Below are 12008 nucleotides of genomic sequence, written 5' to 3'. Positions count from 1 at the left end.
GGTTCGGTGAGCGTCGCCTACGACCGCGACGGCCGCGGTGAGCCGCTCGTGCTCATCCACGGCCTCGGCGGCGAGCGCCACATCTGGGAGCCGACGCTCGAGCACCTCACCGGCGAGCGGGACGTCATCCGCGTCGACCTGCCCGGCTTCGGGGCGTCGCCGACCGTCCCCAAGGGCGAGCGGGCGACGCCGTGGGTGCTCGCGGCTCAGGTCGCCGCGCAGCTCGACGAGCTCGGCCTCGACCGCGTCCACGTCGCGGGCAACTCCCTCGGCGGGTGGGTCGCGCTCGAGCTCGCGAAGGCCGGCCGCGCGCTGAGCGTCACCGGCATCGCGACCGCGGGCCTGTGGAGCGGGCCGCTCGTCCGCAAGCCGTACCTCATGCGCGGCGTGGCGAAGGGGCTCATGCCGGTCCTGCCGCTCCTGCTCGCGGCGGGCGGGGTGCGGCGGGCCGCCCTGCTCGGCTCGGTCGCGCACCCCGAGCGCATCCCGCGCGCGGCGGCGACGCGGATCGCGCTCGCCTACGCGAGGTCGCCCGGCTTCGTGAACGCGAGCGAGAACATGCGCGCCAACCACTTCACCGGCGGGGACGAGGTCCACGTCCCGGTCACGATGGCCTGGTGCGAGCACGACCGCCTCATCGCGCGCCCGCGCACCCTCCCGTTCCCCGCGCGGGAGACGCTGCTGGCGGGGTGCGGCCACGTCCCGATGTACGACGATCCGCGCGCGGTGGCGCAGGTCATCCTCGCCGGGAGCGCCGCCCGGTCGACGGCGGCGACGGGCCGCTCGGCGTAGCCCGCGGCGGCGAAGGGGTACCGTTCAGGCGATGCCCGCCCTGCTCGTCCGCCTGCCGCGCCCCGCGTGACGGCCACCGCACCGGCCCTTGTCGTCGAGGGACTGACCAAGGTCTACAAGGGCCGCACCGTCGTCGACGCGCTGACGTTCGACGTGCAGCCCGGCCGCGTGACCGGCTTCGTCGGCCCGAACGGCGCCGGCAAGACGACGACGCTGCTCATGGTCCTCGGCCTCGCGACGCCCGCGGCCGGCTCGGCGCGCTTCGCCGGGAAGGCGTACCGCGAGATCGACCACCCGCTGCGCGCCGTCGGCGCCGTCCTCGAGATCGCGAAGGGCCACCCCGGCCGCAGCGGTCGCGACGAGCTGCGCTGCCAGGCCGCGACCCACGACATCCCCGACAGCCGCGTCGACGAGCTGCTCGACCTCGTCGGGCTCGCCGACGCGAAGGGGCGCCGCAGCGCGGAGTACTCGCTCGGCATGCGCCAGCGCCTCGCCCTCGCCGGCGCGATGCTCGGCGACCCGCCGATCCTCATCCTCGACGAGCCGCTCAACGGCCTCGATCCGCAGGGCATCCGCTGGATGCGCGGCTTCATGACCGAGCAGGCCGCGGCCGGCAAGGCGATCCTCGTCTCGAGCCACCAGCTCACCGAGCTGCAGCACGTCGCGACCGACATGGTCGTCATCCACAAGGGCAAGGCGATCGCGCAGGGCCCGGTCGCCGATCTCATCGCGAGCTCGCAGGCGGGGACGTGGGCGCGCTCCGCCGACCCGGCGACGCTCGAGCGGGCGCTCGTCGCCGCCGGGTTCTCCGTCCTGCGCCAGGACGGCGACGGCATGCGCGTCACCGGCGCCACCGGCGCGCAGGTCGCGCAGATCGCGCTCGAGGAGCGCGTGCTCGTCACCGAGCTGTACCCGCTCGTCGCCAACCTCGAGCAGGCCTTCTTCGACCTCGTCGACGGCCCCGGCGACACCGGAGGCATCGCATGATCCGCCTCGTCCGCGTCGAGCTGCTGAAGCTCGTCACGACCCGCCGCACGACGGCGATCTTCCTCGGCGTCTCCGCCGGGCTCTGCCTCCTCATCACGCTGCTCACGCTCCTGGCGAGCAACAGCGTCAACACGAGCAAGGACGTCCTCGACGTCCTCGCCTCCGCGCAGATCGCGGCCCTCGTGATGCTCATCCTCGGCGCGGTGAACATGGGCGGCGAGGCGCGCCACGGCACCCAGGTGGCGACGTTCCTCGCGACCCCGGTCCGCTGGCGTGTCGTCGTCGCCAAGTCGCTTGCCCACGCGATCGCCGGCCTCGTCGCGGGCACGCTCAACGTCCTCTCGGCGCTCCTCTGCGTCGCGCTCTTCGCGTCGGCGCCGTGGCCGTCGGGCAGCGACATCCTGCTCCAGGCGATCGGCGGCATCGCGGTCGGCGGGCTGCTCGCGTCCTTCGGCGTCGCGATGGGCGCGCTGCTGCGCAACCAGGCCGCGGCGGTCGCGGGCACCCTCGTCTACCTCCTGGCGATCGAGCCGATCCTCTCCGTCTACATCACGTTCTTCGAGAAGTACGGCATCAACGCCAGCCAGCTCACGGTCTCGACCGTCGGGGGCGACCACGGCGTGCCGCAGGGCGTCGCCGGGCTCATCCTGCTCGCGTGGGTCGTCGCCTTCACGGTCGCCGGCGCGGCCGTCGTCGAGCGGCGGGACGTCCGCGGCTGATCAGCCCGCGGGCAGGGCGCCGGCCGCGGCGTCCTGCAGGGCCCGGCGCACCGCGGCGAGCGCCGGGCGCGCGGCGCCGGTCGTCCGCGTCAGCGCGTGGACCTCGCGGTGCAGCGGGCCCTCGGCCGGGGTGCGCGCGACGACCGACGGGCCCCGGGCCGGGCCGACAAGGTCGGGGAGGAGGGTGATCGCCCCGGTCGTGCGGACGAGCTCGAGCAGGATGAGCAGGTCGTTCGAGTGGTGGCGCAGGTCGGGCTCGAAGCCCGCCGCGCGGCAGGCGCTCAGGACGAGCGCGTGGTGCCCGGTGCCGGGGAGGGCGGCGGCCCACGGCGCGTCGCCGAGGGCGGCGAGCGACGGGCGGCGCCGCACGCGGGCGAGCGGGTGCGCGGCGGGGAGGAAGAGCCGCACCTGCTCGCGCAGGAGGGTCTCGCGGCTCAGGTCCGGGTGCCGCGCGCGGGGCAGCCCGTCGTACTCGTCGGCGAGGAGGACGTCGACGCGGCCGCGGCGCAGCGCTCCGAGCGCCTCCTCGACCTCGGCCTCCTCGACCTCGACGCGGACCTCGGGGTGGGCGGCCGCGAGCGCGGCCACCGCGGGCAGGACGAGGCGGAGCATCGCGGTCTGGAACGCGGCGATCCGGACGGTGCCGGCGACGGTCCCCGAGCGCCGGGCGAGGTCCGCCTCCGCCTCCTCGGCGGCCGCGAGGAGCGTCGCCGCGTGGCCGGCGAGCAGGCGGCCCGCGTCGGTGAGCCGGACGCCGCGGCCCGCTTTGACAAGCAGCGTGGCGCCGGTCTCGCGCTCGAGGACCGCGAGCTGCTGCGAGACGGCGGAGGGCGTGTAGCCGAGCGCCTCGGCGGTCGCGGCGACCGTGCCGCGCGCCTCGAACTCCCGCAGCAGGTGCAGGCGGTGCAGGTCGAGCATCGTGAAGCAACGCTACCGGGTCACCTGCGGGAATCGGCGCTGGACGTGAACGGTCATGCCTGTGATCGTGGGGCGGGCGAATGGGCGTCCTCCTCTGTCTCCTTGCCTCGGCCGGCTTCGCGACGCTCGGCATCTTCGGCACGCTCGCCTACCAGGCCGATGTCGGCGTGCTCACGCTCCTCACCGTGCGCTTCGCGATGGCGGCGGGCGGGTTCTCGCTCCTCACGTTCCTCGTGCCCGGCGCCCGGCAGGGCATGGACCGCCGCGTCGTCCTCACCGCGCTCGGCCTCGGCTGCGTCGGCTACACGACGCAGGCCGGGCTCTTCTTCGGCGCGCTCTCGCACGTCGACGTGTCGCTCCTCTCGCTGCTCCTCTACACGTACCCGGCCTTCGTCACCGTCGCGGCGATCGCCCTCGGGCGGGACGCCGCCACCCCGCGGCGGCTCGCGGCGCTCGGCGCGGCGTCGGCCGGCGTGGCGCTCGTCCTCGCGGGCGGGGGCGGCGGGGCGGACGCCGTCGGCGTCGCGATGGGCATCGGCGCCGCCGTCGCCTACACGACCTACATCCTCGTCGCGGACACCGTCGTCGCGGACGCGCCGCCGCTCGCGTTCAGCGCCGTCATCGCCTGCGGCGCGTTCGCGACGTTCCTCGTCGTCTCCCTCGCGACCGGGTCGCTGCACCTCGGCTTCGCCCCGATCGGCTGGCTGTGGCTCGCGGCGATCGCCGTCCTCTCCACGATCGTGCCCGTCCTCGCGTTCTTCGCGGGCCTCGCGCGCGTCGGGCCGTCGACCGCGTCGATCCTCTGCACCGTCGAGCCGCCGATCACCGTCGCGCTCGCGCTCGTCGTCTTCGGGCAGGGGCTCGGGCCGCTCCAGCTCGCGGGCGGCGCGCTCGTGCTCTCGGCGGTCGTCCTGCTGCAGGCGGGCGCGCGCCGGCCGCTACCGGTGACCGGCGACCCGGCGGCGGACGGTCAGCTCCGCGCCGGTGACGAGCCTCACGCGGGCCTGGACGACGACGGCGCGGCGCGGGGCGCGCAGCCGGCGGGCGTAGCCGGGGCCGCGGTCTGAGCGCGGCAGCGTCCCGCCGACGCGGTAGGCGACGCTCGAGACGTCGCGGGTGTCCCCGGCCAGCGCGAGGCGCAGGGTGCCGGGCGTCGGCCGGGTGACGAGGACGCGCAGCGGCGGCGGGGCGACCGCGGCGGACGGCGGCGGCGTGCGGTCGCGCAGCGCGACGAGGCCGCCGAGCGTCCCGACGTACGCCGTGCCCTCGTGGCCGAACGTCACCGGCGCGTAGTTGTTGTTGAAGCCGAGGCCGGTACCCGCCAGGAGCTGGAACACGAGCCGGCCCGTGCGGACGTCGACGGCGCTGAGCCACCACGGGTCGCTCGTCGCGTGGTCCTTCGTGTACGTGTAGACGAGCCCGCTCGCGAGCGAGAGCTTCGAGACGACCGTCGGCACGCTCAGCGTGTCGTTCGCCCACACCCGGTGACAGCCGCGGCCGTCCGGATCGATGTCGATGCGCACGATCCCCGGCACGGTCGTGGCGCCGCCCTCGGTCGCCGCCGGCCCGTCGTAGCCGTAGTTGTTCTCGACGACGATGAGGCGCCCGATGCCGATGAGCGAGTTCTCCGTCGAGCCGGTGCCCTTCCCGAACACCGGCACCTGGCACACGACGCCGCCGTCGGTGCGCCGCACGACGACGACCTGCATCGGGTCGGCGTTGTCGGTGAACGTCACCCAGCGGCCCTGGACCGTCGGCGTCGTCCCCGAGCCGGCGTTCACCTGGCCGGGCTTCGTCACGCCGCTGTTGGCGTAGGACCTGCGCCAGACGACCTCGGGCGTCCCGTCGGCGCCCGCCCGCAGCTTGTAGAGCGCCTTCGTCGAGATGACGAAGACGGCGCCCGTCTCGTCGATCGCGAACGAGTTCTCCGTGGGCTCGCCGAGGGCGAGCCGGTGCAGCGCGCCGGTGCGCGGATCGATCGTGACGAGCGTGCCGCCGCCCGTCTCCGCCCACAGCCGCCCGGACCAGTCCGGCAGGACGGAGGTGATCGGGTCGCCGGCCGCCGTGACGCCCGTGAGGTCGTGGTCGGCGACCGTCGTGAGCGTTGCGCGCCGTCCGTCGCCGCCCACCGCGATCACGCGCACGTGGCCGTCGGTCGTGGGGATGACGGCGCGGTCCTGCTCGTCGAGGAAGAAGTACCCACCGCCCCCGAAGCTCTGGAAGAGCGAGCCGCCCAGGGAGGTCGGCTGGCGCGGGGGCAGCGGCATCGAGGCGAGCGTCGCGAGCGTGTGCGGGTCCAGGACGTAGAGCGTGGGGCCGGTGGGCGTGACGCAGACGGTGACGATGCGACCGTGCCGGTCGAAGGTGACGCTCGCGCAGACGCCGCCGAAGAACGCCGAGGTGACCGTCGTACCGCGGCCGAGCGGGCCCTGCAGCGGCGAGGTGTCGCTCTGGTACGCGTCGTCGTGGATGCCGGAGCGGCCGTCCGGCGCCTGGAACGGGTGCTGGGGCAGCGCGGGGGCGAGGAGGCCGTCCGGCGTGCCGGGCGCGCCGACGATCGCGGGCAGCGTGCTCGGCGGCGTCACCTGGGGGATCGGGACGGCGACGGCGGGGGCCGCGGTGGCGGCGCTCGCGCCGAGCACGGCGACCGCCGCCGCGGCGGCGCGCAGGAGAGACGGGGACATGGCGCGCGACGCTACCGCCCCGCGGCGCGCCGCGGCGGGCCATGGTGCGCGTGCCGTCCGCGTGCGCCGGGTAGGGTCGCCCCATGGGCAAGCTCGGAGGCACCGCCTCGGCCATCGTGGACGCGCCGATCGACGCGGTCTACGCGTTGCTGGAGGACGTCGCGATCGCGCCCGAGTGGCAGGCCGGCCTCGACGAGATGACCGTCCTGGAGCGCGACGCGCAGGGCCGGCCGTCCCTCTGCGACACCGCGAGCGACGCGAAGGTCCGCGTCATCCGCACGCGGGTGCGCTTCTCCTACGAACCGGGCCGCGCCGTCCGCTGGGAGCAGGTCCGCGGGGATCCGAAGTCGCTCAAGGGCGCCTGGGAGCTCGAGGATGCCGGCGACGGGCGCACCCGCGTCACCTACCTGCTCGACGGCGACCCCGGGCGCGTGCTGGGCCTCCTCGTCCGCGGCCCGGTCGAGGACCGCCTCCGCGAGAAGATGGTCGACCCGCGCCCCGCCGAGGTGGCCGCGGCGCTGGCGAAGCGCGGGTAGCCGCCGCTCAGCCGAGCGCCGCGGGCCGGTAGGTCCCGAACGACCAGTGGTTGCCGTCCGGGTCACGCACGCTGAAGTGGCGCCCGCCGTACTCGGCGTCGTAGGGCGGCCGCTCGTCCGTGGCCCCCGCGGCGATCGCCATCTGGTACAGCGCATCGACCTCGGGGCCGGCCTGCAGCACCCAGTAGATCGCCGAGCCGCCGGGCTCCTGCTCCATGCCGTCCTCCTGGCCGGTGCCGCACATGAACATCGAGCCGCCGATCGTCAGCTCGGCGTGGTGGACCTCGTCGCCGCTCTCCGGCGTGATGAACGCGACGGTCGCGCCGAAGGCCCGCTCGTAGAAGTGGACGGTCTCCCGCGAGGAGATCCGCAGGGCGGGGATGGCGATGGCGGTCATGGGCCAACCGTACGCCGCCCCGGCCCCGCCCTCGGCCTCAGTTCCGCGTGAGCTTCTTGTACGTCAGGCGATGCGGGCGGTCGGCGGCGTCGCCGATGCGCTCGCGGCGCGCGGCCTCGTAGGCCTCGAAGTTCCCCTCGAACCACGTCACCTGCGAGTCGCCCTCGAAGGCGAGCACGTGGGTGGCGATGCGGTCGAGGAAGAACCGGTCGTGGGAGATGACCACCGCGCAGCCGGAGAAGGCGAGCAGCGCCGACTCGAGCGCGGACAGCGTCTCGACGTCGAGGTCGTTCGTCGGCTCGTCGAGGAGCAGGAGGTTGCCGCCGCGGCGCAGGAGCTTGGCCAGCTGGACGCGGTTGCGCTCACCGCCGGAGAGCTTGCCCACCTTCTTCTGCTGGTCGGACTTCTTGAAGTTGAAGCCCGCGACGTACTGGCGGGAGTTCAGCTCGCGCTTGCCGACCGCGATGTAGTCGTGGCCCTCGGAGATCTCCTCCCAGACCGTCTTGTTCGGGTCCAGCCCGTCGCGCGACTGGTCGACGTAGGCGAGGTCGACGGTCTCACCGACCTTGATCGAGCCGGACGACGGCTCCTCCTCCCCGGTGAGCATCTTGAAGAGCGTCGTCTTGCCCGCGCCGTTCGGCCCGATGACGCCGACGATGCCCGCGGGCGGCAGCGTGAACGAGAGGTCGTCGATGAGCAGCCGGTCGCCGAAGCCCTTGCTGAGGTGCTTGGCCTCGATGACCACGTCGCCGAGGCGGGGCCCCGGCGGGATGTGGATCGTGATCTCCTCGAGCTTCTGGTTCTGCTCCTCCGCGACGAGCTCCTCGTAGCGGGAGAGGCGCGCCTTGGACTTCGTGCGGCGGCCCTTCGGGTTCGTCCGCACCCACTCGAGCTCGGCGGCGATCTGGCGCTGGCGGGACTTGTCCTGGCGGTCCTCCTGCTCCAGGCGCTTCTGCTTCGCCTCGAGCCACTGCGTGTAGTTGCCCTCGTACGGGATGCCGCGACCGCGGTCGAGCTCGAGGATCCAGCCCGCGACGTTGTCGAGGAAGTAGCGATCGTGGGTCACGGCCACGACGGCGCCCTTGTAGTCGGCGAGGTGCTGCTCGAGCCAGGCGACGGAGTCGGCGTCGAGGTGGTTCGTCGGCTCGTCGAGGAGCAGCAGGTCGGGGGCGCTCAGGAGCAGCCGGCAGAGCGCGACGCGGCGGCGCTCACCGCCGGAGAGGCCGACGACGGAGGCGTCGGCCGGGGGGCAGCGCAGCGCGTCCATCGCGTACTCGAGCTGGGTGTCGAGGTTCCACGCGTCGGCGGCGTCGATCTTCGCCTGGAGCTTCGCGAACTCGTCGGCGGTCTCGTCGGAGTAGTTCGCGGCGAGCTCGTTGAAGCGGTCGAGCAGCTCCTTCGTCTCGCGCACGCCGTCCTCGACGTTCTCCTTCACCGTCTTCTCGGGATCCAGCTGCGGCTCCTGCTGGAGCATCCCGACGGACGCGTTCGGCGCGAGCTCGGCCTCGCCCCGGTAGTCGTCGTCGACCCCGGCCATGATCTTCAGCAGAGACGACTTGCCCGCGCCGTTGTAGCCGAGCACGCCGATCTTCGCCCCGGGGAAGAACGACAACGAGAGGTTGTCGAACAGGAGCTTGTCCGGGGGCACGCGCTTGGTGAGCTTGTGCATGGTGAAGATGTACTGGCTTGACATGAATCCTCAAGGATACCGGCGTGCCAGTGCGCTCCGGGGCTCCACCCGCGCGGTACCCTGACCACCGGCGTGGCTCAGATCCTCGACATCGAACAAGCGATCCTCCTCCTGGAGATCGAGCCGCCCTTCGGCCAGCGCGAGGTGCAGCTCGCCCGGCGGCGCCTCGCGAAGATCTGGCACCCCGATCTCGCGCCCCCGGGCAAGCAGTACGAGCACGAGCGCCACCTCAAGGCGATCAACGAGGCCGCGGACACGCTCGAGCGGATGGCGGAGGACTCGCGCGGGGGGTTCGTCTCCCGCAACGCGGTGAAGGTCAGCGCCCAGGCGGCGCGCCGCGCCCGCGAGGAGGCGGGACGTCGCAACTACGAGGCGCAGGAGCGCGAGCGCGCGATGGCGAAGGACCGCGCCGAGAACGACCCGTTCGGCGCGCAGGTCCCGACCCACTCCGTCGTCCACCGCTACTGCCGCTGCCTCTCCTACCCGGAGTGGGGTGTGGGGTCGGTGACCGGCATCTACTTCACCGGCGAGGAGGACGACGTCCAGCAGTGGGCACGCGTGAAGTTCCAGGTCGGCGTGCGGACGGTGCCCGCCGGCTCCCTGCAGTTCGTCGACTTCTCCAAGCCCGACCCGGGCGCCGAGCGCGTACAGCGCTTCCTCACCGCCGCGCAGCACGCGATGGCCGAAGGCAAGTACGAGCTCGCGGCGCAGCGGCTCATCTACGCCCGCGACGCCGAGCCGGACAACATCCCCGTGCTGCGGCTCATGACGCTCGCCTTCTGGCAGGGCGGCAACCTCCCCGCCGCGGGGCGCGCCGTCCGCGACTGGGCCCGCGTCGACGGCGAGCGCCCGGCGCCGCACCGCTTCGCGAGCCGCATCTACGAGGACATGCGCGCCTACGACCTCGCCGCCGAGGCCGCGGACCGCTCGGCCTCCCGCGGCGAGCCCGACGCGTCCGCCTACGCCCGCGTCGGCCGCCTGCGGCTGCGCCTCATGCAGCGCGAGGCGGCCGTCACCGCGCTCGAGCAGGCGCGGCGCCTGGGCCCGTCCGTCGACGCGCTCCTCGACCTCGCGCTCGCGCACCACCTCGGCGGCGACATCGGCGGCGAGGTGACCGCGACCGAGCAGGCCGTCCACCTCGACGGCGAGGACCCGGTGGCCTGGTCGCGCCACGCGCACGCGCTCGCCCGCACCGACCGCACGACCGACGCGATGCGGGCCGCGGGCCGCGCGCTCGAGCTCGCACCCGACGACGCCGAGGTCGCCGCGCTCCTGCAGCAGCTCCGGGACGCCGTGCCGCGCGCCCTCCCGGCCGCCTGAGGCGGGCCTCCGAGAACCGGTAGGCGGCGTCTCGGCCGTTCGTCCGGGCGCAGACGCCCGCGCTCTGTCGTCGGGCCGTTCCGGCCGACTCAGGTCCTGAACATGCTTCGTGCCCGCCCCGTCCTCCGCCTCGCGCGGCTCACCACCATGCTCTGCGCGGCGCTCGCGCTCGGCGCCCCGGCCGCCGCCCACGCCGCGGCGCCCGCGGTGAACATCGACGCGCCGAGCGACCAGCGCGTCGATCAGGCGCTCGCGACCGGCGCGAAGATCGTCCGGCTGTTCGTGAACTGGAACCAGCTCGAGCCGAACGGGCCGGGCCTCCCGAGCACCGACCCCGGCGCGGCGAGCGCCCTCTCGCAGTACGACACGGCGATCCGGCGGCTGAACGCGGGCGGCGCGAAGCCGATGTTCGTCGTCCTCGGCACGCCCTCGTGGGCGAGCGGCTCGACGGACGACCTCGTCCCGCCGACCGACCCGCAGACCTACGCGAACTTCTTCGGGAAGTTCGTGCGCCACACGCAGAGCGTCGGCTCCGTGGCCGCCTACGAGGTGTGGAACGAGGAGGACGCCGCCGAGTTCTGGCACGGCCCGAACCCGGGCGCCGCGGCGTACGCGCCGATGCTCCGGGCCGCCTACGCCGCCGCCAAGCCGGTCGCCGGCGACGCCGCGATCCTCGTGGGCCCGACCACCGGCAACAACGCGTCGTTCGTCCAGGGCCTCTACGACCTCGGCCTGAAGGGCAGCTTCGACGGCGTCGCGGTCCACACCGACACCGCCTGCCTGTCGCTCGGCCCGGACTTCTACTACCGCGAGGATCCGGGCGCCCGGCTCGGCCAGTACACGTTCCTCGGCTACCGCGCGATCCGTGATGTCATGGTCGCCAACAACGACCCGGGCCCGCGCATCTGGATGACCGAGATGGGCTGGAGCAGCACGAACGGCGGGCCGACCTCGTGTCAGCGCGGCACCGGGGCCGGCAACCGCCCTAGCGGCGTCTCGGAGGCGACGCAGGCGTCCTTCCTCACGCAGGCCTACGGCTGCCTCGCCCGTGACCCGTACGTGGTCGTCGGCGCCTGGTTCACCCTCAGCGACGCGCGCCGTTACACCCCGGACGAGATCAACCACTACGGCCTGCTCGACGTCTCCGGCGCGCCGAAGCCGTCCTACGCCGCCTTCAGGCAGGTGGCCGCCGCGGGCGGCGGGGCCGCCGGCCCGTGCGGCGACTTCACGCCGCCGACCGTGAGCTTCATCTCCCCGGCGCCGAACCAGGGCTTCACCGGCAGCCTCCTCATCCAGGTGACCGCGACCGACGGCGCCGACCCCGGGGTCACGCCCGCGGGCCTGAACCGGATCAGCTACCTCGTCGACGGCCAGCCCGCCTTCTACCGCTTCAGCGACCTGCCCGCGGTCGGTGACACCGTCTCCCTCAACTGGCTGCGGGCGGCCGACCTCAGCGACGGCCTGCACACGATCAGCGCCGAGGCGACCGACAAACTCGGGAACGTCGCGCGGACGACCGTGACGGTCATGAAGGGCGCGCAGTACGTCGGCAACGTGAGCTACGCGACGGCGTTCGAGATCGCCTCGGCGAAGGGACGCCCGTCCTGCCGCGGCCGCCTCTGCTCGCTCAAGGGCCGGCTGACCGGCCCGGCGAACCAGTCGCTCTCCGGGCGCGTGCGCATCGAGTGGCAGCTGCTCGTGCGGATGCGGGTCAAGAGCCACGTCAAGGGCCGCAAGCGCTACGTCATGAAGTGGGTCACCTTCCACAAGGGCGGCTCCTCGGCGATGAAGCCGTTCACCTTCACGCAGCGGCTGAAGCGCGGGGGGAAGTGGCGCGTGCACGTGTACTACGAGGGCGCGCCGCCGCTGACGGCGTCGAAGACCCCGTGGATCACCCTTTCGGCCTGATGCGCTCCGGGATGTCGTTCGCGATGGCGCGGGGGGTTCAGACCCGGCGTGTCCGGC

General features: G+C 73.9%; 10 protein-coding genes. 7 read left to right on the top strand and 3 right to left on the bottom strand.

Going from position 1 to position 12008, the window contains the following annotated elements; genetic code table 11:
• Positions 1 to 6 precede the first annotated feature (6 nt).
• From NBH00_RS23260 to NBH00_RS23250, 3 genes are all read left to right on the top strand, one after another.
• Complete coding sequence (locus tag NBH00_RS23260; RefSeq protein ID WP_254570956.1) at positions 7 to 792, top strand: alpha/beta fold hydrolase; 786 nt, start codon at positions 7 to 9, stop codon at positions 790 to 792.
• Between the two features lie 66 nt (positions 793 to 858).
• Positions 859 to 1779, top strand: coding sequence for an ABC transporter ATP-binding protein (locus NBH00_RS23255; protein WP_254570955.1), 921 nt, complete (start codon positions 859 to 861; stop codon positions 1777 to 1779).
• Positions 1776 to 2498, top strand: a complete 723-nt coding sequence (locus tag NBH00_RS23250; protein ID WP_254570954.1) for an ABC transporter permease — start codon at positions 1776 to 1778, stop codon at positions 2496 to 2498. The genes NBH00_RS23255 and NBH00_RS23250 overlap by 4 nt, the downstream gene beginning before the upstream one ends.
• On the opposite strand, the gene NBH00_RS23245 is transcribed toward NBH00_RS23250, so the two are convergent.
• A complete protein-coding gene (locus NBH00_RS23245; protein WP_254570953.1) occupies positions 2499 to 3416 on the bottom strand; it encodes a LysR family transcriptional regulator in 918 nt (305 codons plus the stop codon).
• An 80-nt stretch (positions 3417 to 3496) separates the two neighbouring features.
• Between NBH00_RS23245 and NBH00_RS23240 the strand changes: the two genes are divergently transcribed.
• Both NBH00_RS23240 and NBH00_RS23235 read left to right on the top strand, forming a co-directional pair.
• Positions 3497 to 4483: a DMT family transporter gene (locus tag NBH00_RS23240; protein ID WP_254570952.1), complete on the top strand. Its 987-nt coding sequence runs from the start codon at positions 3497 to 3499 to the stop codon at positions 4481 to 4483.
• Positions 4484 to 6183: 1700 nt separating this feature from the next.
• Entirely contained in the window at positions 6184 to 6636 is a 453-nt protein-coding gene (locus NBH00_RS23235; protein ID WP_254570951.1) for a type II toxin-antitoxin system RatA family toxin, read from the top strand.
• Between the two features lie 7 nt (positions 6637 to 6643).
• Here the strand turns inward: NBH00_RS23235 and NBH00_RS23230 are convergent, their stop codons facing one another.
• Together NBH00_RS23230 and ettA are read right to left on the bottom strand one after the other, a co-directional pair.
• Positions 6644 to 7033 carry a VOC family protein gene (locus NBH00_RS23230; RefSeq protein WP_254570950.1) on the bottom strand — a complete coding sequence of 130 codons (390 nt, stop codon included), beginning with the start codon at positions 7031 to 7033 and terminating at the stop codon, positions 6644 to 6646.
• A 37-nt stretch (positions 7034 to 7070) separates the two neighbouring features.
• Entirely contained in the window at positions 7071 to 8726 is a 1656-nt protein-coding gene (gene ettA / locus NBH00_RS23225) for an energy-dependent translational throttle protein EttA (protein WP_254570949.1), read from the bottom strand.
• Between the two features lie 69 nt (positions 8727 to 8795).
• Between ettA and NBH00_RS23220 the strand changes: the two genes are divergently transcribed.
• Both NBH00_RS23220 and NBH00_RS23215 read left to right on the top strand, forming a co-directional pair.
• On the top strand, positions 8796 to 10043 hold the full coding sequence (locus NBH00_RS23220) for a hypothetical protein (RefSeq protein WP_254570948.1): 1248 nt from the start codon (positions 8796 to 8798) through the stop codon (positions 10041 to 10043).
• A gap of 102 nt (positions 10044 to 10145) precedes the next feature.
• The gene (locus tag NBH00_RS23215) at positions 10146 to 11951 is read left to right on the top strand and encodes an Ig-like domain-containing protein (protein ID WP_254570947.1); all 1806 of its coding nucleotides are present in this window, start codon (positions 10146 to 10148) and stop codon (positions 11949 to 11951) included.
• Positions 11952 to 12008 lie beyond the last annotated feature (57 nt).

It is taken from the genome of Paraconexibacter antarcticus (assembly GCF_024220175.1).
Lineage (GTDB): Bacteria > Actinomycetota > Thermoleophilia > Solirubrobacterales > Solirubrobacteraceae > Paraconexibacter > Paraconexibacter antarcticus.
This window is presented reverse-complemented; position numbering and strand designations above follow the sequence as displayed.